29 protein-coding genes are annotated in these 20313 nt (G+C 46.2%); 9 read left to right on the forward strand and 20 right to left on the reverse strand.

What is annotated here, in order from left to right:
• Positions 1-5: 5 nt before the first annotated feature.
• Together ACIFQM_RS00770 and ACIFQM_RS00775 are read right to left on the reverse strand one after the other, a co-directional pair.
• Complete coding sequence (locus tag ACIFQM_RS00770; RefSeq protein ID WP_430064785.1) at positions 6-203, reverse strand: hypothetical protein; 198 nt, start codon at positions 201-203, stop codon at positions 6-8.
• 157 nt (positions 204-360) lie between these two features.
• Entirely contained in the window at positions 361-522 is a 162-nt protein-coding gene (locus tag ACIFQM_RS00775; protein WP_430064787.1) for a hypothetical protein, read from the reverse strand.
• Between the two features lie 124 nt (positions 523-646).
• On the opposite strand from ACIFQM_RS00775, the gene ACIFQM_RS00780 reads away from it, so the two are divergent.
• The 4 genes from ACIFQM_RS00780 to ACIFQM_RS00795 all read left to right on the forward strand — a co-directional run bounded on the left by ACIFQM_RS00780 (position 647) and on the right by ACIFQM_RS00795 (position 1705).
• On the forward strand, positions 647-781 hold the full coding sequence (locus tag ACIFQM_RS00780; protein WP_430064789.1) for a hypothetical protein: 135 nt from the start codon (positions 647-649) through the stop codon (positions 779-781).
• 106 nt (positions 782-887) lie between these two features.
• Complete coding sequence (locus ACIFQM_RS00785) at positions 888-1079, forward strand: hypothetical protein (RefSeq protein ID WP_430064791.1); 192 nt, start codon at positions 888-890, stop codon at positions 1077-1079.
• A 170-nt stretch (positions 1080-1249) separates the two neighbouring features.
• Entirely contained in the window at positions 1250-1468 is a 219-nt protein-coding gene (locus ACIFQM_RS00790) for a hypothetical protein (RefSeq protein WP_430064793.1), read from the forward strand.
• Between the two features lie 51 nt (positions 1469-1519).
• Positions 1520-1705 carry a hypothetical protein gene (locus tag ACIFQM_RS00795; RefSeq protein WP_430046055.1) on the forward strand — a complete coding sequence of 62 codons (186 nt, stop codon included), beginning with the start codon at positions 1520-1522 and terminating at the stop codon, positions 1703-1705.
• 42 nt (positions 1706-1747) lie between these two features.
• On the opposite strand, the gene ACIFQM_RS00800 is transcribed toward ACIFQM_RS00795, so the two are convergent.
• Positions 1748-3109, reverse strand: coding sequence for a DUF2325 domain-containing protein (locus tag ACIFQM_RS00800; protein ID WP_430064795.1), 1362 nt, complete (start codon positions 3107-3109; stop codon positions 1748-1750).
• Between the two features lies 1 nt (position 3110).
• Positions 3111-3323 (reverse strand): helix-turn-helix domain-containing protein, encoded by a 213-nt coding sequence (locus ACIFQM_RS00805; RefSeq protein ID WP_430046241.1) that lies wholly within the window; start codon positions 3321-3323, stop codon positions 3111-3113.
• A 172-nt stretch (positions 3324-3495) separates the two neighbouring features.
• Here ACIFQM_RS00805 and ACIFQM_RS00810 point away from each other — a divergent pair, with 172 nt between their 5' ends.
• From ACIFQM_RS00810 to ACIFQM_RS00830, 5 genes are all read left to right on the forward strand, one after another.
• On the forward strand, positions 3496-3903 hold the full coding sequence (locus ACIFQM_RS00810) for a hypothetical protein (protein WP_430064797.1): 408 nt from the start codon (positions 3496-3498) through the stop codon (positions 3901-3903).
• Between the two features lie 110 nt (positions 3904-4013).
• Positions 4014-4352: a hypothetical protein gene (locus tag ACIFQM_RS00815; protein ID WP_430064799.1), complete on the forward strand. Its 339-nt coding sequence runs from the start codon at positions 4014-4016 to the stop codon at positions 4350-4352.
• Positions 4353-4418: 66 nt separating this feature from the next.
• A complete protein-coding gene (locus ACIFQM_RS00820; RefSeq protein ID WP_430046243.1) occupies positions 4419-5096 on the forward strand; it encodes a hypothetical protein in 678 nt (225 codons plus the stop codon).
• Positions 5097-5360: 264 nt separating this feature from the next.
• Positions 5361-5900: a hypothetical protein gene (locus tag ACIFQM_RS00825; RefSeq protein WP_430046245.1), complete on the forward strand. Its 540-nt coding sequence runs from the start codon at positions 5361-5363 to the stop codon at positions 5898-5900.
• Between the two features lie 40 nt (positions 5901-5940).
• Positions 5941-6369 (forward strand): helix-turn-helix transcriptional regulator, encoded by a 429-nt coding sequence (locus tag ACIFQM_RS00830; protein WP_430046246.1) that lies wholly within the window; start codon positions 5941-5943, stop codon positions 6367-6369.
• 491 nt (positions 6370-6860) lie between these two features.
• Here the strand turns inward: ACIFQM_RS00830 and ACIFQM_RS00835 are convergent, their stop codons facing one another.
• From ACIFQM_RS00835 to ACIFQM_RS00910, 16 genes are all read right to left on the reverse strand, one after another.
• On the reverse strand, positions 6861-7328 hold the full coding sequence (locus ACIFQM_RS00835; protein WP_430064801.1) for a NucA/NucB deoxyribonuclease domain-containing protein: 468 nt from the start codon (positions 7326-7328) through the stop codon (positions 6861-6863).
• A 134-nt stretch (positions 7329-7462) separates the two neighbouring features.
• Entirely contained in the window at positions 7463-8341 is an 879-nt protein-coding gene (locus ACIFQM_RS00840; protein ID WP_430064803.1) for a hypothetical protein, read from the reverse strand.
• A 78-nt stretch (positions 8342-8419) separates the two neighbouring features.
• Positions 8420-8578, reverse strand: coding sequence for a hypothetical protein (locus tag ACIFQM_RS00845; protein WP_430064805.1), 159 nt, complete (start codon positions 8576-8578; stop codon positions 8420-8422).
• 161 nt (positions 8579-8739) lie between these two features.
• Entirely contained in the window at positions 8740-9291 is a 552-nt protein-coding gene (locus tag ACIFQM_RS00850; protein WP_430064807.1) for a phage holin, LLH family, read from the reverse strand.
• 2 nt (positions 9292-9293) lie between these two features.
• Positions 9294-10301: a GH25 family lysozyme gene (locus tag ACIFQM_RS00855; protein WP_430064809.1), complete on the reverse strand. Its 1008-nt coding sequence runs from the start codon at positions 10299-10301 to the stop codon at positions 9294-9296.
• Positions 10267-10722, reverse strand: coding sequence for a phage holin family protein (locus ACIFQM_RS00860; protein ID WP_430064811.1), 456 nt, complete (start codon positions 10720-10722; stop codon positions 10267-10269). The genes ACIFQM_RS00855 and ACIFQM_RS00860 overlap by 35 nt, the downstream gene beginning before the upstream one ends.
• A 106-nt stretch (positions 10723-10828) precedes the next feature.
• A complete protein-coding gene (locus ACIFQM_RS00865) occupies positions 10829-11014 on the reverse strand; it encodes a hypothetical protein (RefSeq protein WP_430045805.1) in 186 nt (61 codons plus the stop codon).
• 22 nt (positions 11015-11036) lie between these two features.
• Complete coding sequence (locus tag ACIFQM_RS00870; RefSeq protein WP_430045807.1) at positions 11037-11516, reverse strand: hypothetical protein; 480 nt, start codon at positions 11514-11516, stop codon at positions 11037-11039.
• Positions 11517-11528: 12 nt separating this feature from the next.
• Positions 11529-14021 (reverse strand): hypothetical protein, encoded by a 2493-nt coding sequence (locus tag ACIFQM_RS00875; protein ID WP_430064813.1) that lies wholly within the window; start codon positions 14019-14021, stop codon positions 11529-11531.
• Positions 14014-14562, reverse strand: a complete 549-nt coding sequence (locus ACIFQM_RS00880) for a YmfQ family protein (RefSeq protein ID WP_430064815.1) — start codon at positions 14560-14562, stop codon at positions 14014-14016. Before ACIFQM_RS00880 ends, ACIFQM_RS00875 begins: the two co-directional genes overlap by 8 nt.
• Positions 14555-15622, reverse strand: a complete 1068-nt coding sequence (locus tag ACIFQM_RS00885) for a baseplate J/gp47 family protein (protein WP_430064817.1) — start codon at positions 15620-15622, stop codon at positions 14555-14557. Before ACIFQM_RS00885 ends, ACIFQM_RS00880 begins: the two co-directional genes overlap by 8 nt.
• Positions 15615-16022: a DUF2634 domain-containing protein gene (locus ACIFQM_RS00890; RefSeq protein WP_430064819.1), complete on the reverse strand. Its 408-nt coding sequence runs from the start codon at positions 16020-16022 to the stop codon at positions 15615-15617. The genes ACIFQM_RS00885 and ACIFQM_RS00890 overlap by 8 nt, the downstream gene beginning before the upstream one ends.
• Positions 16019-16378 (reverse strand): DUF2577 domain-containing protein, encoded by a 360-nt coding sequence (locus ACIFQM_RS00895; RefSeq protein WP_430064821.1) that lies wholly within the window; start codon positions 16376-16378, stop codon positions 16019-16021. The genes ACIFQM_RS00890 and ACIFQM_RS00895 overlap by 4 nt, the downstream gene beginning before the upstream one ends.
• Positions 16378-17376: an XkdQ/YqbQ family protein gene (locus ACIFQM_RS00900; RefSeq protein WP_430064823.1), complete on the reverse strand. Its 999-nt coding sequence runs from the start codon at positions 17374-17376 to the stop codon at positions 16378-16380. Before ACIFQM_RS00900 ends, ACIFQM_RS00895 begins: the two co-directional genes overlap by 1 nt.
• A 4-nt stretch (positions 17377-17380) precedes the next feature.
• Complete coding sequence (locus ACIFQM_RS00905; protein WP_430064825.1) at positions 17381-18088, reverse strand: LysM peptidoglycan-binding domain-containing protein; 708 nt, start codon at positions 18086-18088, stop codon at positions 17381-17383.
• Complete coding sequence (locus ACIFQM_RS00910; RefSeq protein WP_430064827.1) at positions 18088-20307, reverse strand: hypothetical protein; 2220 nt, start codon at positions 20305-20307, stop codon at positions 18088-18090. The genes ACIFQM_RS00905 and ACIFQM_RS00910 overlap by 1 nt, the downstream gene beginning before the upstream one ends.
• Positions 20308-20313: the final 6 nt, after the last annotated feature.

The following is a 20313-nucleotide window of genomic DNA, read 5'->3' on the forward strand; positions in this document are numbered from 1 at the left end:
GCTTTTTAATATTCCGTGTAGTATCTATTCGCTGCACCCGGGGGCGTGACTATCTTTTGATCCCTATCCCAGCCCTCTATGATTACGATATGCCGCGTATCAGATTTGTTTTCCCATACAATATAGTTATCCTTTTCCAGAGCCAACAGCCCCGCCTTTATGTCCTCTGTACGCCTTCCTGTCTTTATCTCTAGTTCCTTCATGGTGGGCAACCGTCTTCGCCCAGCTGAATAGTTGTAGAGTATCCGCAGTAACTTACGCTCGATATCTGGTAGCATTTCCGCCCACCGCCTTTCCAAATACATTATATGCAAACAAGCGTTCGTTATTCAAGACACAAAAAAAGGAGCAGCGAGGATATTACCCCTCCTGCTCTTTTTGCTTTTCCACCATTTGATTAACGACCACGCTAACGGTACACTTCTGCTTTTCGGCCTTCTCCTGTAGCCATTCAAGCAACTCAGGCTCGAAGTAAATAGCCTCTCTGACCTTTTTATCCTTTTTCGGTGGTCTTCCCGCCATAAAATCACGCTCCTATTTACGCACATTTTACAGCATTTAAAATATTTTAGCAACACTCAAAAAAACTATTTACAAAGCATTTTAAATGCTGTAAAATAGTAAATGTAAGGAGGTGAGCAAAGCAATGAAGGATTGGGTAAACCTTATTACGGCAATCATACAATTGGTCACAGCACTGGCTATACTCCAAGTACACAACGCCAGCCGTAATAAAAAGAAAAAAGGAACCAAAAAACGACGCGGCGCACGCAGACGTTAAGGATTCCTTCCGAGGTGGCGGCTAGTATAGCGCCATCTCCACCCAATCTTAACATAACGGATTGACATACACAATTGGCGGCGGCCTTACGCGGGAGGTAATGAAAATGTTTATGAAGTATAGAGCAACAAAGACGAATGTAATTTTGCTGGAAAGCGCCATGAAGGCACTGGGCTATCCAATCGAAAAGGTAAGTGCCGCAAAAGATTACAAGGAATTTAAGTATAGTAACTGGCACATCATGTTTCACAACACAGTGAATTCAAAAATGCAAGAACTGGAGGCTGCTCACAATTAATCATCAAGGGGCTTCGGCCCCTCAATAACAGGAGGTAAGCGCATGGAGACTATAACAATGGTTGTGAGCGTGGCTGCATTGGTCGTTTCAATATTCGCGCTGGTGAAAGTATTGCGGAACAGATAACATAGCGTTAAAGTAAAAATATGCTGCACAAAGGAGAAATCAAAATGGAAATGGAACAATTCATGGAAATAAACAAAAAAAACATACAAGATAAGATAAAAGAGCAGATGCCTCATGGTGGAACTCCTGAACTAAAACAGGTCGTGGTATCATTGTATATCTGCGATGTTTTGAAACACTTTGGACTAACTCGCAAAAACCTGACGATGGAACAGGTTTTGGGTCTTGCTGAAATATACAAAGAATACAGCGTTACAGAGTAATTAAAAAGCTCTGCCGAAGTGGTTTTCAAAATAAAACAGGAGGAATCGGGCATGAGTAATAATGCACTTGATGACCTGCTAAAGTCCATATTGGATCGTCACCACAAACATGGTCTACTGTCCTTAGACCTTACCAACGATGACGATATAAGCATATTGAGAGGTCATTTAGGAGCTGCACACAGTTTGGGGATGCAGCGGAGTATCGAAATATTTGAACGTGTACAAAGCAAATAAAAAAAAGCTCTGCCGACCAATTAAGGTTAGCAGAGCTTTTTTTTATTTTTGTGCCACTATATTTAGAATAGAGCCGATATTTATCTCTTGAGCATAATGGATGGGTTTGTCCTCCTGTGCTGCCACTGTCCTAGCCTCCCACATGCTGGCGTGTGATATAAAACGTGTCAGCACGACGATGATATCCGCCTGCTGCAATGCGGCGTAAAAGTCAGGGTCGTGTTTGCGCCCGTCATGCGTTGTGATCTCGCAAGGGTAGTCGCCGTTGTCTCTCCTGCTCCGGTAGCCGCCTATTATAGCGACTGTCTTACCCTCTAATGCAGACAAATCTGGATTAGATGTGTCTGCTCCATCCGTACCTGACTCGTCCAACATAGGAGACTCGCCAATGTCCTCTGGCTCGTCTGGACGAATCGCTCGAAGCTCTGCTAACAACTCCCCTACAAAGCTTTTAAGCTCTCGTATGCGGCGTATGTCGTCTTTGTTGCGTTCTTCGGCAGGCTGCTGATTCGATAAACTAGCAATTTTTGCGTTAGCAACGCCTACCTTGTCCTGCAATCCTGCGATCTCATGCTTCTGCTCGTCCACTTTGCGGATGAGCTGGTTAGCTCGTACTGCTTGCTTTTGCATATCCTCAGTGAGTTGCCCAATGCGCCGGAGTAAAAAGGCGTTATCCCCTTTTTCTTTGCGGAATAGCTGCCCTATGTACCGAGTGCGTAATGTTTCTAATGCCTCAGCAATCGGAAAATACATAATAGCAAAACGTGTACGCCGTGATCCGTAGCGTTTAACCAATAATTCAGGCGGCCACCCCATTGCCCCGATGTTAAGTATCTCATCGGTAATAAACTCGTGATTAGCTGCTTGCCAAAAGGCAGATCTATCAGCATCCGTTTTAAACCGCGTGGACATATCCTTCCTGGCTTGCTGTTCCGTTCTCCACTCACCAGGAGTGATGCCAAGAGCGGAACATCCTGCCTCTATCTCTGACCGCAACAACTCACCGACTGCTGCACGCCAATCCTCCAACGCAAATCCCGTGTAGGCTGCCCAAAATTCACGCTCATACTCCTTAAATATATCGTATCTGCGGTCATGCCCCTCCGTCATAGCTGCGCTAGTCTCAGGATCAACTGGACTGCTGTAGTCTATTTGGACTCGTACCACATCCTCCTTCCGATCCACATCCCTGTAAACCAGATGTTGAGGAGGATATCCCGCACCGCACTTTTTACACATAATCGGATGAATGCTGTGGTTCGTGCGGTCCATTTGATCCTCAAGCTCACGGTACGGCAAATTACCATAGTCGTGTGTCATCACCTCGTTGTAGTGTTTGCACTTAGTACATCGCCCTGTTAGGTACGCTTTTAGGTGGACAGGACGATCAAAAAGGTCAGCCATATTAAATATCCTCCTGCTCTTTTTTGCGTCTCACTACATCATGCAGCTCAACATCTAACGCCACACAAACCTTGTCAAGAACATCCAAAGCAACAAGTTTATCACTAAACAACTTGCCTACTGTGGGTCTAGTAATGCCTGTTAGTCTTACAAGTTCTTCTCTATCCAAATTCCTCTTTACCATCAGCAGGCGCAGAGGCTCATAAGTCAACATATTTTCACCTCTCTTCTCAATAAATATAAATCACAGTTGCTTCGTTGACAACTTTTATTATTTAATTATAAAAGATCGTTGACATTATGTAAAAGAACGTTTATAATAAAAAGTGTAAGGAAGAGCGAAACAAGCCGCAGACACAACAAGGTGTCGGGCAAAAGGGAGAAAAATGAACATCATCCAAATGTACGAAAAGGTAAAAGCAATTTTCGAGGCTAACGAGGACAAATACACGTTCGTCGGTCTTCGTTTTGAAGACCGTGACCTTGAAGTAGGAGTTGAATGTGATTGGAGCAAATCCAATCATGACCGGGAAGACGAAAGAGAATTCCCGGACTTCGACTCCGAAGAATATGAGGAAATGGAGTCGATGGGCGGTACGAGCGCCTGGAACATGGCTTCCCCCGCGATTTACAAAATAGATCGCGGAACAGACTTGGAAAAACCTTGCGACCAACATTTTAGCACGTGGCACTGCTACGTGATCGCTGGTAACCGCAAGTCCCACAAGGACATGCCGCTGGATGATAACGAGATTGTTATCGCTGACGCGGTGGTTATCGCAAAAATTTTTTAACCGCCTGATGATGGCCCGAGGGAAACGGGCCGAAACGCTGTGAAGCGTCGCGGATATCCGCAAGTTAATCGCCGGAGGCTCACTAAGGAGCCGGGTAATGGAGGGAAAAAATGAGCATTGCAAAGATGGGAAAGAAGAAAAAAATCGTTTTGGAGAAATGTGGAAGAACCACCCTAGGACACACTTATACTGTGTATAAGATTGTGAAATTGGAAGGAGTCGACATATTCGACTCAAAAAAAAACGTGAAGCCTCCTTTTGTAGCGAAGAGATTACGCAACGAGGGAAACCAATTGTTGTTTCAACCCATCGGAAACGAATTTATTTATACGGTTTCCGTAGATTGCAACAAATATGTTGGCGGAATACCGGAGGAATGGCTCCCCCGACTAATAGCTGCAATTAGCGAAGACCCATCCGCAGATTATGATCTACAAATTATATTTTAGGGTTTAGCATTGGATTTATATATTAGCCGCAGACACAACAAGGTGTCGGGCAAAAGGAGAACTACCATGTTTATTAATTCAGAGTTGGGTTCAAAAAATATCGCTGAGTGGAAAAACGTTATGGAACATAGCGGGCGAGTGTTTTGGTGTAACTCGAAACGATTGGATGCAGTCCCTAAAATTCTTGATACCTACAGTCTACCTCAAGATATGCAGTTCTCCCTACGCCCAAGGGGGTACTACAATACAGATAGAATATTACAACAGTTAATTCATGCAATATATGGATTAACACCGGAGTCACTACTTCCGGCGTTGAGATCTGGAAGGGAGGGAAAAACAACACTTTCCGACCTATTGGCTAAATATAACGAGAGCGTTTGGGACGCTCTCGAAGATGGTGAAGACTTGGCAATAGTCTTCAGTGAGCAGAGCGCTGAATTGGGCGCTCGTTCATTTGATGAAATCCTTACCTTGCTACGAGGTCGTAGCTACAAATCTTATGAGCAGAGGCATGAGTATGCCATCAAGCAATTTGTGAAGGGTAAGGCTATAAAGCTGGATTTCATACAGGACAATAGCTATAATACGGTTCGCCATGGATGGGTGGGGTCTTACTCCGGGTCAGGAAAAGTGCAAACTCCTGAGGGGAAGTTCTATACCATAGAAGGGTATGGTTCTAAAGGCAGCCCTGAATGGGTTGACTTTGAAGGTGGCGTCCGTATTAGACAAGTTTCTGAATAAATTCAACACAAAAAAACCATCTGGCTCTAGCGCTGGATGGTTTTTTTGTGTATGTAAGCAAGTACATTGCAATCCACGCCCTCACATGGAAGGCGGCAACTTACATACAGATAATACCACCATACCAATATAACGTAAACCTCTCCCATTATTATTTTTAGTTTTATCAAATAAAACTTTTTCACTAATAATGGTTGACGAAATAAAACAAATATAGTATTATAGGTTTATAAAATAAAACAAGTGAAGGAGGAGGAAATTAAAATGAAGAACGTAATGGTGAGAGCTTGGGAGATCGCGAAGGCGGCAGTAGTTAAATTTGGTGGTAAGGAAAAAGAATACTTCCCTCAAGCTCTCGCCCTTGCGTGGAAGGAAAATAAGAAAGGAGTGACTGGTGTGAAAGTTCACACCTGGACCACTGAGAAGGGTGCAGAAATCGAACTGCACACAGAACACGTAACAGAAGAAAAAACAACTACGGACTGGGGGATGGTTATTTCAAAAAAGGTTAACTTCGTGTTTATCCAAAAAGTATTCGTTAACGGTAAAAAACACGTTAACGACCTTCGTCGGAAAAAAGTAAACGGAGTGTCAATGTTGTCCCTCGGCTATGCCAGCGCCGTTATTCCGGCAGATGTTGAAAAAGCGGCATGGGGAGAATACGATTCCATCGAATCTGCTAAACGCGCGGCTAAACAACAAGCCAGCGTTCGCCGGATGAAAGAACGTGAAGCTCTTAGCAAAAAGCCAGGATACTGCACTAAATGCGGTAGCTTTTGCTGGGGAGACTGCACAGCTAACTAATGCCGCAGGCTCACCAAGGAGTCGGGCATAAGGAGAAAATATGAGCAGGAACATCGACAAACTAGCAGGCGGCAAAGAGTCTGCGGAAATTCTAGGCTGGAGTACCCAGCAAGTTACAGAGTACAACAAACGAGGAAAATTTCCAAAGCCGATACAACAACTGGCCTGCGGGAAAATCTGGCTTGTATCGCAGATTGAGCAGTATAAGAATGCCCGCACTTACGGTTTCCTTGACTTCGAGGGACGCGAGTACCTTATGCAGGATCAGGCGGAATTTACAGGTCGCCAGTTGTCAGACTGGCAGACCGAGGAAGGTTTCGCGGAGTTTTCCGCTCCGGCTGTGGACTGGGACGGCAACGAATATAGAGTCTTTTGGGTGCTACGCACCTTACACGACAATGGTGAAGAAGTCGAAGACCTTTCCGACCTAAACTGGGATAAGATCAACCGCGTGGAGCCTGTTTACTAATGCTCCAGGGTCGTAAATGCAAAGACTGCGGAACACCTTTTACGGGCGGACCCCGTGCCTACTACTGCCATGTGTGTCGGTCCATAAGACAAAAGCAGGCCAAAGCAGCGTACCAAAGTCGTAAGCGCCAAGGGTACGTAAGGACACTTGGCAGCAAGGACAAGTGCGAACGGTGCGGGAAAGAATACACTGTGGAGGGCGGCTTGCAGCGATTTTGTCCGGATTGCCAACCGATCCACGCTTCAGAGCACGACCGCAAAACCGCTCTGAGTTTTTATCACGAGAACAAAGAGCGAATAAACCCTCCACGAAAGGTTAAACGTCGAAAGCGCGACAATAAGTGCCTGTGGTGCGGCAGCGTATTTGAACCGGTAAACGGAAGCGTAACCTGCTCAGATGATTGTCGACGACAGCACCGGAATCGTAGTGACCGTGAACGGGGCAAGCGTCAAAAAACAGACCCGCCGACCAATAGGTTAGCGGGTCTTTGCTTATTTAACGATAAATTCAACTCTTGTACCGTCGGCGTAGTCGTCGAGTTTGTGACCTACCCATGATCCAGCTCCACGGTTATCCTTCGGTGATATGTACTTTATGTCTGCACCCTCTCCACCTTCTGAGCACATAGCCATCGGCCATTCATCCCGATCTTTTCCCTTTTTGGTGGGTACGCCCCGTAAAGATGCATCCCGGTTGCTGTCGGCTCCGTCACGGTCAATGGTGCATGTGTTGGAGTGTCCGGCTGCTATGGCCTCTTTAATGTGCTGTGCTGTTTCTGGATAACGATCCGAAGGGAACTCCAATTGCACGGTTTCTCCTGGCACTGTTGTAGCCACAGGAGCAACGGTCTGTATGGAAGGTCTCGTACCCCCCCACTCTGCGTGGGACAGTGTATTTATGAATCCACCTAATACTATAAGCGCCCCAAGCAAGCATATCGTAATACATGTCTTACGCATAATGTATCCCCCCTAAACGTAAAAACACCCTACCAGCGTATGCCAGTAGGGTGTCACCGATACTTTCGGATTGCACGACGGTGCTTCCGTATGTGTTGTTATCAGTATAATTGGTTTGGTTGATTTTGTGAATGCTACAAACCCAAATCAATACGGAATAATTCGATTTCCGATCTTCTTTGTGAAATTTGAGCCGAAATATAATCAATTGCTGTGATCGGGTGAGTGTATAGATCGATGTCATTGACTTTAAACCTTTTGAACCCACTTTTATTAACCTTATTCTGCCGACCCGCTCTATCCCAATAGATAAGTTCCTCTATATCTTTTGACGGAATAGAAAGCAGTGTCTTTGCTAACGGAGATGTGCGTAAATCACCCTCTCCAGTTTGACCAGGTGCTTTAAGAATTATGACATTTGTATTGCTGGCATCTTCATTCCAAGCTTGTATCCAGTTATCATTAAGAGAAGGGTCATCAAATATCTTAGCCTCATCTCGAAGAAGGCGACGATGCTCCCCGATTCTCACTCTAAGGTAACTGACGCGATATTCATTAAAGAGTCTTAATAACTCTTCTTCGTCATACTCCTTTTCGGTTGGAATAAGGTTTATTTGTTGATGATAGACCTCAATGAAGGCAGCGTTTAAAACTCGTGATAGTCGATTTCGAGTTACATCCTTGTCCAAAGTCTTAGGCGAGTAATCTCGATATTGAATAAGAAGGAATTTCTCTTGGAGGTCAATTGCGAAGAAGGTGTGTAATGACGGAATATCCTCAGGAGCATATACAGCTTTTTCCTCGTCCACAGAGTCAGTAAGTGGTAAATGTTCCTGGCTAATGTTACCTGTGATTATTGAGTTTTGAATACTCAAGTCATTTGTTATACAAAAATGCAAGCCACGATCTTCTTCCTGTCTCGGGAAGTTAGAAAGAAATTTATAAAACTCTCCCTCTCTCGGAGTCAGATCGTCTGCTGTACCAATTTGGAAAACAACAAAATCCATTGACATAAAAAGACTCACCTCTCATATTTTAGTGTAGTTCAATTCGACTATACCATGAGGGTGAGTCTAAAGTCCTGTAAATTTTTAACAAGGTTCAAGGTTTTCCGAATTTGTCCAGTATTGATCTCCGTTGTCAGTGGCAACCCTTACGTTTTCACCATTAATTTCTGTAATTTTCACTGTTTGTCCGATATAATCCTCGTTCGAAGAATAAACCACTTCTACCCAATCGTTTACTGCCATCCCTAAATCTCCTCCTATTTTGGATTTATAGGACTTATTCTCCATCGGCTTGTTCAACTCCTTCTTAATCTTGATATTTATTTATACTTAAACACAATTATTCCACTTCATGACAAATATATAACCCGCTAGGTCTACTGGCACGGGTATACTCAATCCGTTTATTCTACCGCTACTCCTGTTACATTCGCCTGTGGTGCTGGAGCAGTATCTTGCTGCCTTTCAGGTGCCGCGCTTGTCACGGTCTCATCTCCAGTAGCTTGAGAAAGAATAGCCGTGACTTGAGCGGCAAGTGAAGATACAGCCTCCTTAGCAGCTGCTTGAGTAGCTTCTTCGTTTGATTGTGATTCTGTAATGATAGCCTTCGTTTTGGAGTTGTACTCCAAATATGCTTTTTCTATCGCGGATCGAATCTCTACTGCCGACACAGTAATGCCCTGTTCTGCCAAACGCAATGTAGTATATTGCAAAGCCTCCTGAAGCTTACGTTCACCCCCAGCCTGCTTGAAAGCTGTTTGTGCAAAAGCAAAACCCTCTCCAGCAATCTTGTGGATTACTTCTCTCTGCGCTTCCGTTGTACGTGCCTCAAGCCATGTGTTTGCTTTCCCTTTAACAGTGTTCAACCCAGCCAAAACGAATGTCGTGAGTACGCCTATGGCGGCTGTAGCAATAGTGGTCACGTATGGTTGTACACCTTCGATTAATGTTTGCATGATTATTTATCCCCTTTCGTTTTCAGGTGAGCAATTTTATTTTTAGCATCCCATGAAATCTCTGCTCCGTAAGATTCAGCAATGGGCCGCAATTGTACAAAAGCAGTTCCCTCAACCAATTTAACTGATTGCAATTTACGATTATTCAGATATGCTACCTTTTTAGCATTATCCCAACGTAAAGGGATACCGAGAGCATCCGCCAGCACGCGCAACGGAACGTGAGTCTTTCCATCAAACAGCAGAGCTTTACCCGCATTCTCTCCGTTAATCTGGAATGATCCATTCTTAACAGTCGAGTCCTCCTCTTTGGGTACGGATGGTTTCTTGCTGAACCGCGTCCGAAGCTCATCTGCCGTACCGTCAAATTCATTCAAATCGACTGGACCCGCTACGCCAGCCACCTTACGTGTGCCGGACGGCAATGTGCCACCAGCCGAACCATCGCTATACTGCCAGAAATCCCAGCGTGACCATCCAGACGCGCCAAACGGAACTTGTGTAGCGCTGTATCGGGCGATCCATAACGGATAATTTGACAAACCAGTAAAATTGCCGATGAATGATGGATATGTGTATACGATTGGTCGCACACCAGTAAGGCGCTCAACCTCCTGCAAAAACGCTTTGGCTACGGATGTAAGGGCCGCTTTGCTCAAGCCGGACTTGTTGGACTCGTAATCCATAACAGGCGGCAGATCAAACGTGGGTGCGCCTCCTGCGTCATTAATTGCCTTTACAAAGTTTTCTGCCTCTTGTCGGGCCAACTCTGGAGTGGTGGCAGAGTCGTCAATGTAGTGGTACGCCCCGATCATCAGGCCAGCCGCCTTCGCATCTTTCACAAATTTCAAAAAGGTTTTAGAACGGAAAGACCGTCCCTGTGTGGCCTTGATAAAAACAAAGCTGATCCCGTCTGCAGCTACCTTTTTAAAATCGATGTTGCCCTGGTGATGCGAGACGTCGATTCCCTGCGCGTTATCTTTCTTCCTTGCCTGCATTTTCCCCGTCACCTTCCTTTTCTCCACTTTTGCTCTTTAACACTTCTACGGCCTGCCGGATGATCGACGGGACTGGCGCACCAAGCCTGCCGCCGTTTTCGACTATCGAAAGCAATTCATTTGCCATATAAAAATAGGCGACCGCATCCCGGAAAAGATGCGAATCGCCTAAGACACCATCAATCAGATGGGATACAGCAACCATTGCAAAGATAAAAACCTTACGTGCAATACCGATCATGCCTACCTTGCTTTTTAAACCGGGGCCAGTTCCCATTTTTCCTTCTGTTCCTGCTGCAATTAATCCAGTCACATAATCAATTATTGTAAATGTAAGAAGTGCAGCCAAGGCGAATGACCACCCTCCAAAAAAATACGTTATTGCGCTCCCTCCAAAGGCTGCGCTAAATTTATAAATCTCCGACTTGTCCACTTGCTTCCCCCGTCTCTATAGGTCAGGACAATTTTCCTGGCCTGAATATAAAAGCCCCCAACCATTGTGAGGGCATAAAAAAACACGCTCCGTATGGGCGTGCTGGTTAGGCTTGCTCTGTTTCCGCCGCAAGGTCTGGACGCTTGGAATAAATCTCTGCAAGCACCAAATTGCGGTCGTCCTCTTTAAGAGGATAGCTGTCCAAAATTACGATAACGTCCGGTTCTCCGCGCTCCAGCCGGGTAATGCAGGCATTGGCGCAGATACGGACTCTTGGCATAGACATAGCCATGTAAGTTCACCTCCCCTCAATTTCAATTTCCCAACATCAGCTCGGTAATTACTAATTCCAGATCCTTTAACCTCTGTCGTAGTTTGTCTCCCTCACTCGGCGCAGACGGTTGAGTCAGCTCCGCGATTTCCTCCGGCGTAAGTCCTTCTGCCCAAAGGCTATCAGGCTGTTTAGGAGCAACATATACAGGCTGATCCTCTGCAACCCTGCCCTTAGTCTTCCAAGCATCCAGCGCGGCTATATACGCCTCCTGCGCCTCATAAACGGCATCCTGATACGCCACCCACGCCGCCAAGTCAAAGCGCGGCTTGTACAGGCCGGGCGTTGTAATCGGCACACCCACCGTGTATCCGACAGGCTCTGACGTTGTTGGCTCAGTATCCGCGTCCTGATCCGCGTTATCCGGCAGGACATAAAAAGGGACGACACCCGAATAGGCATCGTCCACTAGCTCGTCCTCCAGATAAAGGCCGTTTGTATTTACTTTGGCTACTGATTTCATGCGCTGCCCTCCTTAGTCCGTTGTGAATTCCAAATAAATATTAACTTCGTTATTACTACCACCCGACACGATGAATTTACCGTCAGCGTTTATCAGAACCGCCCCAAAAACATCGGTAGTAGAGTAAGTTTGAACGGGTCTTACCTGACCTACAAGCGGCCTGTATCCATCAGGCAGGACCATGAATGGCTGGCCTATCACTCCGCTTTTTATACGGGCCTTGACCTGCACTATATTGTCTTTCTTCCGGTAGCCCAGTACACCCATGCTCACCCAACCGTTAAGTAGCGTAGTGGGAGTAATCCACGCCGGGTTATCCTTCTCAGCCTTCTTATTCTCAAGCACCGACACCCGCGCCGTATTCTGCTGTACGCTATCTACCAAATCCGCAAGCAGTGTCTTTTCGTTGGCTGCGTAGGAACCAACAAATGCAGCGACAGGCGATTTGTCCAGCATTAGGTACGTGACGCTGTAGGATGCTGATGGATCGTATAGAGATGCATCCAGCCTAGCCTGCTTAAAGCCGTATAAATTTTGGTTTGCAGGTACGCTATGCGCGATTATCTCCCACGCCTTATCATCCTTGCTATTGCGATAAATACGTAAAATGTCACCGACTCTATTTTTAAGAGCGGAAGACGTAGTCGTAGCACCATTAATAAAATATTGCCCATTAAGCTGTGGCTTGACCACTTCGCGCAATACAATCCCCGTACCTACTTCAACCTGATTGTCCCCCTCAACAAAGGATAGCTGCCCTTCGCTCGTGATAGGCTCCACGGTAGGCGTTGCAAGTTGGTATACAAGTTGGTACGGCGTGTACCCTGCATAGGATGCCTGTGGAACGGTTTGCGTGAAGTTAGGAGCGCCCACGCGTTGCACCCAATACTTAGTACCTGTGCCCGTCCACGTTGCTGTGGACATGGCTTGAGCATTTGCAGGAGTGATAGTATTAGCGTCATATGCTTTATAACCGTAAAAATAAGCCTTGATGTCGTCTGTCGTTGGCGTGTATCCGTCTGCCCATCCACTGTCCGCAACCGATATAGACAGACCCACAACACCAGCGGACGCACTCAAATGGGATTGATCAGCGGCAGAGAGTGGGAAAGCATGCTGTATTAGCTTGCCATCAAACTTGGTCACTCGTTCCGTGTCCGATAACCCATTTGCGACAGGTAGCCTTACAACCTTATAGCCCGCCGCTGTGTCAAAGTATACCCACGCTTGATTACCGTCCAAGACAATCCCTTGCCACTTCTTAGACTTGAAGTATTGCCCGTCGCGCTCGAATATCGTATCCGCGTTTGCTCCTGTCAATGGATCGGCGTACAGGTCTGTTTGTAAGGCCAGCATGGAATCCTCACGTGGCTTGAATGGCTTGGCTGTGCTGCCGACGTTGAGCATTGGGTTTTCCAATGTGAAAGTACCTGCGCCTGTGTTCGTACTGTAAACACGCACTTTCGTTGTGGTCGCCTTGGTCGTGAATGTTACTGTGACAGTCCGATTTTCGTTGTCGTCCGTTTTGTATACGCTAGATTCAACGCCAGCAGAATCCAATTCAACCATAGTGAGCCTTCCATTCACCTTAACGGAAAACATATAAGTCTTGCCTGCGACAACAGCAGCGTCAACACTCGACAAATCCGTTGATACGGTAGCTGCCGTTTCTAGTTTGTACGGGTTAATTACCTTAGCACGTGGGCTAAGGGTCCACTCGTAAAACGGTGGGATTAGATTTTCCCCATACCGAATCGCATATGGATTACGCACAGGCGTTACACTATCCACGTATGAGTATTTAGCTGCTGCTTGTGCTGGCGTAAGGGTTGCCGCTGCTGCATAGTCTGCGTCCGAAACCTCGTAAACGCGTACCGAATCCATATTAAACGTATTACCAGCCGCACCCGTGCCTGTGACCGTAACGATGTGGAAAAAGTCCGTAGCTGCGAAACGGACAACGGATGGAGCAAAGGTGGAGGCTGTTGTTACCTCGTTGCCCACTGTGCCAGTTACGTTTATGGATATGGCCACCTTGCTGGTATTTCCGTTTTTCACATCTGCAACAGCTACATATTTTTTCCCCGGCGTGGTCAAAAAGCTTGCTGAAGCTGTGGCTGGAACGGAACCAAGGGTTAATTTGAACGAACTGGTCCCGCTGGTTTTATTAGCTGTATCCGTTACGATTGTGGTATTGGACGACCATAGCCCTACGCTTTCGCAGTTTCCCATGCGGCCCAGCAAATTCACCAACATTCGCCCGGTTACACCGTCCAAAGAAAACAAAGCCGACTTAATGGCGGTGATGATCTGCACTCCTGCATTCAGCGTTACTTCCTGTCGAGATAAAGTATCAAAGCGTTCTTTAACCCCATCCATAACACCAGCAAAACCGTCTATCTTCTCCCAGTTATCATTCATCATCGTTTCAACGTCGAAAAAATCATTCCCGTCTGCCACTGGGTCCTTCATGTATAGGCTCAAATTAGGTGTATTACTAGCCAATCCTTACACCTCCTGCAAATTTGTTTAATTGAGTGTTATTAATTTCACTGATCCTCATCACGTGGTGTATCTCACGTATAACAAGGTACCTAAACTGATACCGTACTTCTAAGTGTGCTGGTTTGATCTCTTCTATGGCATCTTTTAAGTCTTGGAGATTTGGCGGCAATCCTAGTGTCCCGATAAACCTGATCACAAAATAGTATTCAGACGGAAAAACAGTAACATCAACCTCGCCGCGATCATAGCTATCTGCCACATTTTTAATCATGCTTGCCGACACCTTGCCGCTCCCGCGCATCTTAGAGATAACCACGCTGCGGCGCTGCTCAATTGGCTTAGAGGGCATGGAGATTATTTTAAGGTCCTTTTCCCAAAACTTAATGCCCCAGGTTGCTGTCTCCGGGTGAAACTGGCGGAATGTATCCACCATTGCGGCATCCAAGTTGGCAAACTCAATATCTTCCGACTGCATTATTTCTACGAATTCTTGAATTTCCTCATAATAGTCCGGCAAGTATGACATTAGTTTTTTAGACATGCACATCCACCGTCCCAAGCACGGCAACCGAATCCAAAGGTACTTGGATGTTGCTAGTCACTCCGTTAATGGTCAAATCAAAATAGTCAATAACAGGCGGCACATCCAAGATAAAGTTTGCTATCCGTGTAATCCGCACCAATGTGTCGGTATCGTTAAAGGCCAGTCCCTCCAGATACTTAGCGATGCTGGCTTCCAACTGTTCTTTAACATCCTCTGTGGTGGCATCCCGTGCCAACTGCACGCGAACACTGACGTTTATAGGTACTTCCCCGGCTCCGACAACCGTTACCACCGGGCCAATAGGTGCGGCCCCCTCACCATGTCCATCCTGGGTAGGATCTATATAAGTTTGTACTGCCTGCACGACTGCCACCGAAGGAGCACGCTTGTTATTGTCCAAGATTACTACTTTAACCGTACCCGGACCATTCCAAAGCGGGAAAGTTTTCGCATCCCCTACCCCACTTACTTCCCGGGCCCACACGACATACTGGTTTTTGTTTGCGCTAGTGATTGGCTTTGTCACTTTATCCTGGTAACGGTCAAACAGCGCTGCCCCCGTTTCAGTATCTTCTCCAGACACCAACAGATCGACCAATTCCGCTCGTGCCAGCCCGTTAATAAAGTCGATTGGCAGCAATGAACCCGAAAATTGATTACCTATTACGCCAGCCGTTTCACATTCCACGACAAACTGTCCGACACCCAATTTGCTGAGCACGACATAATTTAGATCCTCATAGCTGTAGCGACTACCAATAGGTACATCCATTAACGCCCCCTGGTTATCATAAAACTTGCCCCGCCAGTGTGCCTTTGTTGCCGCCTTTCGCACTATGCCGGACCATGCCACAGCCGAGTCCAAATATTCCTCGTTATCCGCGTTCGGGAATATTAGGCTTATATTCGTATTCAATTCGACGTACATTTGGGCCAGTTCGTTCGCTGCCGGGGCCAGCGCATCGAAGATGACGCTCCCCTCCCGTTTATCCATAGTATCCGGTATACGGGCCAACAGGCGTTCTAAGATAACCTCTTCGGTTTGATCCTCATACAATGCCACCCACCCCCGTTTCGTCTCTAAAGTTACCTTGCGTAGTTATAACTTCAAACTCCGCCAGTACATCGCTGCCGTTAAACGTAAACTGAAAATCCCTCACATCCGTAATCCGATCATCCGCCAGTAAAGCTTCACGGACCAGCCGCTTAAGCTCTGTTTGCACGAACAATCGGCTCTGCCCTTGTAACTGATCTACTTCCGCGCCATAATCGTCGGAATAAATGAGATTTTCATAGCGCAAAGTTTGAAGTATCTTATATACCACCTGCCTCATAGCCGCTAGACCGTCTACAATGCCGCGTGCGCGTCCGTTTACAAAGTCTAAGGCATATGTCTTGGTGGGCATCTCTTCTTCCTCAATCTCTTCATCAACGATGCTGCCGCCCTCTGGAATCATGCGCTCACCAACTTATCTATAACGGCAAACTGCTGACCGCCTTGCATACGTTGTAAAAGCACAGCATCACCGAGTTTGAGGCCTTCGCGGATAACCAGCACATCCGGCAGCGCGGTTTGAGTGGTCTTGGTAGCTGTTTCCGTTGGAGTCTCGTCTTTGTATACATGGCTATGTGTAAGACTGACCTCATACCGGGTTACTCGCTCCGTGATAAGCAGGAAGTCTTCATCCAGCACTAGCCGCTGATCCACCGTGATTTCAAGCGGCGCGACACCCGTAACCTGTCCAACCATACCCGTAGACGGCTTGGATGCTTCCACGCTACCCAATGCTATTTGTTGCAACTGTTTTATCATTAAATCACCTTCAGTTCTAGGCTCATTGTGTGCTCAAGCCCTGAAAATTTATGTGTGCATGAATCCACCAAGTAAACTTGACTAACCTTCAAGTCGTCGATGAATACAGGCACATAACACCCGGCCCGGATACTCAAGTCTCCCATGGCCTCTACACTCAGGCTTTTGCTCTCCCGGTTGTGTAAGGTAAGCAAATTTTGCGCCTTCTGCTTAATCTGAGCTGCGTTCATTTTTTCGTCTACCTTATCGTAGAGTTGGAGTTTACCCCACTTTTTTATATTGTTGCTGTCTTGGTAGACGTAGGTATCACGCTTGCCACTCTTTTTATTGTCCTGCACCAGCTTTACATAGTTGTATGTCTCGCTGTCTATAGACCGTTTAAGCGCGTATCCAGTCATTAGGCTGCCGTCACCCACGGATACGGATACAAGCATGTCACTGGCCCGTTTAAGGGCCAGAGCGCCAAATTCGTCGTAAAATACATAGATGGTCCCGGTAGACATAAGCGTCTGGTCAATAGCCTTGTAAATGATGTCTAATAGCTTTTGATTGTCTTCGACCATAGCCGGGATTTTGTATCCCGTATTAGCAATCATCCCGGTCTTAAGTTTAAAGTCCTCCGCAATGCGCTTGATAACCGCCCCGGCTGTAAGGTTCTTAAATACATAGGTATCGTTCGCATTGAGATACCTTATTTGGTCATATGCGGTTATCTTCATGTCGGATTTCTCCGATTGCTCCACCGAAAACACATAGCCGTAAAATATCTTGTGCTTGCCTTTGGTAATCCGAACGATATCCCCGTTCTGCACCTTGAACTTTTTGTTTTGATAGATACCATCCTTGACCAGTGTAATATCCACGCTACCTGGGCTCCCAGTGCGTTCGGTTTTCCATGTAAGCTCAGCCACCAGGCCAGAAGAGTTCTCCTTACCAGCCAAAGCCTCGCCGGATACTTGCCACACATTTCCATCCCGGTTATCTATAAAAATGTCCATACCATCACCCCGGCAGTCTTATTACTTGCCCGACCTTGAGACGTTTGGCCGAAGCGTTTGTAAGTTTGTTGAGCTTTTGTATCTCCTTGTAACGGGACCCGTCACCCAGGTATTTCTTGGCTATGATCCACAGTGTATCGCCAGCCTTTACCTTGACCGATTTAGGCTTTGCCTTCTCATTGGGTCGCTTGGCCTTCGCCTTTGTGGTTGTCGTCTTTTTTGCGCCTGCCTTGGTTGTGGTTTGTTTAACCTTGGCCTGCACCGCATTGTAAAAAACGTATTTTTTGAAGCTAATGCTGTATTCAATATCAGATGTGCCAGCAACTGGCTTCCACTCGAATTCCTCGATGGTCACTGGCATGTTTATAGCTATCTCCTGCGGACTCTTTTGTGCGCCTGGTTCAAAACTTATGGCGGAATAAATAAAGCGGATGGGCCGCTTGGCATCCATCCACTTGTTTATTAGCTCTATATACTCCGGTATGGGCCGTAGCTCATCCGAATTTACAAAGGGGTATGCCTGACCAGGAAAGAAGCTTTCGAACGATATTTCCGTAAGCTTGCGAGACTGGATCGCGTTTATCTCCCCGCCGTCCACTATTTTAAATGTGGACCCGTCTCCAGCTTCTTTTATGCTCATTTCTGGTGGGTTGACTGGGATACGGAATGCTTCTTCTCCGTTGTTATAGCTCAATAGTATGGCGTGTTCCATTAGGTGTATACCCCCTGTGCTACAGAAACAAATTGCTCGTCCAGATGGTCCCCAATCTTTTTAATGATAGTGTCGATGTCCGCGCCGCTATTAATGTCGCCTGTTTTGACCTGCACTGTAGGTGTAAGAGTAACAAAGTTCTGTATAGACTTCATTTCTGCTATGTCACGCATGACCTTCAAATCCTCAGAGGAAATGTCTACTTTGTCTTCGATTTTGCCCACTTTGCCTACTTTACCGACTTTACCAACGTCATTTTTTCCCTTTTTAGCAGCATCAGCAGCAGCATTCCATTTTGTGAAGTCGAAAGGCTTATCTGCTGCGGCAGTTTGGTTTTGCTTGCGCTTATCGAAATATCTCTGCCGTGTATACTCCATCGTTTCTTCATGCCTCTGCTTCGCTTTAGCGGCAGCATTGGCTTCCATTGCAGCGATTTTGGAGTTGCTTTCGTTTCGAAATTTGTCAGCAGCTATCTTGGAATCATCTGCGAATCGCACCTCATCTATAAATTTAACGTCAACCATACCTGTTTTACCCAATGCATCAAGCATATCATTAACGCCTCTTATGACTCCGTTAGTCATGTCTTGCATCGTTTGCATTACGCTGGCCTTTGCATTCATGAATGCTTGAGCGATACCGACCCCGACTTTTGCGAAAAAGATAGGCACTTGATCGAAAAAGTTCAAAATCTGATCCCACTTTAACAACATCGCCGCAGCCACCATGTCGTTGGTTTGGTACACCTCGTACATCCACGTCACAATAGCCACCAGCACAGTTAATATGGCGATAAAGACATTCGCTTTCATCGTAGCGTTTAGAGTCGCCCATGCCGCAGAAAGCCCCCGTGTAGCCAAGGTTTGGGCGAAAATCACAGCGGTACTACTTCCTGTGGCAAAAGCGATAATCCCTTGCGTAACCGCTACGGCCTTCATAGCGATGTTCCAAGCGATAAATGCCGCAGCTACCCCTTTGACAATAGGCGCGATGTTTTGCCAATTGCTTGATACGAATCCATATACCTGAGATATAGCATTAAAAGCTTTAATCGCATTCTGCACTACCCAATCCAAACCTTTGCTCAAATTATCGAAAAACGCATCAAATTTACCTTGTTTGAAGGCGTTATTAAGCATTTGAATCATTGGCAATAACGACTTGGTAGCGGCTCTCCCTGCATCGGCAAACATTGACCTCACGTTGTTCTGTATAATTTCAATTTGTTTAGCGGGACTTGCTAACATGGTTTCAAACGCCTTTTGACCCATCTTCTGAGATTCTAACAGCTTGTCAAAACCCTTGATGAAACCGTCGATATTCCCTGCTTTTGCCATGTCCACAATGCCAGACGCGCGGATATCACTTTTCCCCATATTGAAGCGTTCAGCCAAAGAGACAATATCACCCGAAAGTGCCTCCTTAAGTGCGAAGGCAGCTCCTTCCATACCATTACCTGCACTATCGAAGGCGTTCAATCGCTGAGCAAGGTTATTCAGTTTATCCAGTTGATCTACATTTTGCGTTGCTGAGAAAAAGGAAAGACTCCCTTTCAAAGACTCGTTCACATCTTGTCCAGCTTCCAATGCGTTTTTCTTGAAGCGGTCAAACATCGCACGCCCTACATCTTCCTGCCCTGTTCGTGCAATGAACATATCTTCCATCTTCTGCTGATCCATTGCGCCGCCAATCGTCGCGCTGAATAACTCCTTAATCCCTTGGAGAGACAAATATGCCGCAGCCATGCCTTTCAGGTTAGCCAGTAATCCAGAAGATGCGCCTTCCCCTCTTCTAAGGCTACCGTTTATTTGTTCCTGTAATTGAGCTATTTTTCTTTCCAAATCTGCTATCCGTTGCAATGCATTTTGTAGTTCAGCGGCGTTTGCACCACTGGTTGTCCGTAGTTGCCGCACAACCCGTATAAGTCTCAACACAAGCATTTGAAGATTGCCGAACATAGCCTGTAACGAAGCGGGTAACTCAATTTGTATACGAGCGTGAATAACTCTTAGTTGGCTTTGAATCCGTTGTCTAATGAGCCTTACTTGGTTCATCAAAATTGCCTCATTGGCGATTTGGATATCAAACCTCATGTGTGCATTTGTTGCAGTTCTTAACCTTTCCATCTGCCTAGTTGTGGCTTGTACAGCGCTATTAACCGTGTTCAAACGCTGTGAGAAATTGTCGAATAGTTGGAGACTTGCTGATACAGTTGCCATCGTTCC

This window comes from Paenibacillus sp. NRS-1782 (assembly GCF_050467685.1).
In the GTDB taxonomy this organism is placed as follows: Bacteria; Bacillota; Bacilli; order Paenibacillales; family Paenibacillaceae; genus Paenibacillus; species Paenibacillus terrae_A.

Bases quoted from the DNA above. Each gene is read 5' to 3' on its own strand.
- ACIFQM_RS00870 (WP_430045807.1), bottom strand. From the start codon at position 11,516: ATGAAATCAGTAGCCAAAGTAAATACAAACGGCCTTTATCTGGAGGAC.
- ACIFQM_RS00900 (WP_430064823.1), bottom strand. From the start codon at position 17,376: ATGGACATTTTTATAGATAACCGGGATGGAAATGTGTGGCAAGTATCC.
- ACIFQM_RS00880 (WP_430064815.1), bottom strand. From the start codon at position 14,562: ATGTCTAAAAAACTAATGTCATACTTGCCGGACTATTATGAGGAAATT.
- ACIFQM_RS00825 (WP_430046245.1), top strand. From the start codon at position 5,361: ATGAAGAACGTAATGGTGAGAGCTTGGGAGATCGCGAAGGCGGCAGTA.
- ACIFQM_RS00815 (WP_430064799.1), top strand. From the start codon at position 4,014: ATGAGCATTGCAAAGATGGGAAAGAAGAAAAAAATCGTTTTGGAGAAA.
- ACIFQM_RS00895 (WP_430064821.1), bottom strand. From the start codon at position 16,378: ATGATAAAACAGTTGCAACAAATAGCATTGGGTAGCGTGGAAGCATCC.
- ACIFQM_RS00790 (WP_430064793.1), top strand. From the start codon at position 1,250: ATGGAAATGGAACAATTCATGGAAATAAACAAAAAAAACATACAAGAT.
- ACIFQM_RS00795 (WP_430046055.1), top strand. From the start codon at position 1,520: ATGAGTAATAATGCACTTGATGACCTGCTAAAGTCCATATTGGATCGT.
- ACIFQM_RS00775 (WP_430064787.1), bottom strand. From the start codon at position 522: ATGGCGGGAAGACCACCGAAAAAGGATAAAAAGGTCAGAGAGGCTATT.
- ACIFQM_RS00830 (WP_430046246.1), top strand. From the start codon at position 5,941: ATGAGCAGGAACATCGACAAACTAGCAGGCGGCAAAGAGTCTGCGGAA.
- ACIFQM_RS00805 (WP_430046241.1), bottom strand. From the start codon at position 3,323: ATGTTGACTTATGAGCCTCTGCGCCTGCTGATGGTAAAGAGGAATTTG.
- ACIFQM_RS00810 (WP_430064797.1), top strand. From the start codon at position 3,496: ATGAACATCATCCAAATGTACGAAAAGGTAAAAGCAATTTTCGAGGCT.
- ACIFQM_RS00845 (WP_430064805.1), bottom strand. From the start codon at position 8,578: ATGGCAGTAAACGATTGGGTAGAAGTGGTTTATTCTTCGAACGAGGAT.
- ACIFQM_RS00770 (WP_430064785.1), bottom strand. From the start codon at position 203: ATGAAGGAACTAGAGATAAAGACAGGAAGGCGTACAGAGGACATAAAG.
- ACIFQM_RS00865 (WP_430045805.1), bottom strand. From the start codon at position 11,014: ATGGCTATGTCTATGCCAAGAGTCCGTATCTGCGCCAATGCCTGCATT.
- ACIFQM_RS00780 (WP_430064789.1), top strand. From the start codon at position 647: ATGAAGGATTGGGTAAACCTTATTACGGCAATCATACAATTGGTCACA.
- ACIFQM_RS00800 (WP_430064795.1), bottom strand. From the start codon at position 3,109: ATGGCTGACCTTTTTGATCGTCCTGTCCACCTAAAAGCGTACCTAACA.
- ACIFQM_RS00905 (WP_430064825.1), bottom strand. From the start codon at position 18,088: ATGGAACACGCCATACTATTGAGCTATAACAACGGAGAAGAAGCATTC.
- ACIFQM_RS00850 (WP_430064807.1), bottom strand. From the start codon at position 9,291: ATGCAAACATTAATCGAAGGTGTACAACCATACGTGACCACTATTGCT.
- ACIFQM_RS00785 (WP_430064791.1), top strand. From the start codon at position 888: ATGTTTATGAAGTATAGAGCAACAAAGACGAATGTAATTTTGCTGGAA.
- ACIFQM_RS00890 (WP_430064819.1), bottom strand. From the start codon at position 16,022: ATGATTCCAGAGGGCGGCAGCATCGTTGATGAAGAGATTGAGGAAGAA.
- ACIFQM_RS00840 (WP_430064803.1), bottom strand. From the start codon at position 8,341: ATGTCAATGGATTTTGTTGTTTTCCAAATTGGTACAGCAGACGATCTG.
- ACIFQM_RS00835 (WP_430064801.1), bottom strand. From the start codon at position 7,328: ATGCGTAAGACATGTATTACGATATGCTTGCTTGGGGCGCTTATAGTA.
- ACIFQM_RS00910 (WP_430064827.1), bottom strand. From the start codon at position 20,307: ATGGCAACTGTATCAGCAAGTCTCCAACTATTCGACAATTTCTCACAG.
- ACIFQM_RS00820 (WP_430046243.1), top strand. From the start codon at position 4,419: ATGTTTATTAATTCAGAGTTGGGTTCAAAAAATATCGCTGAGTGGAAA.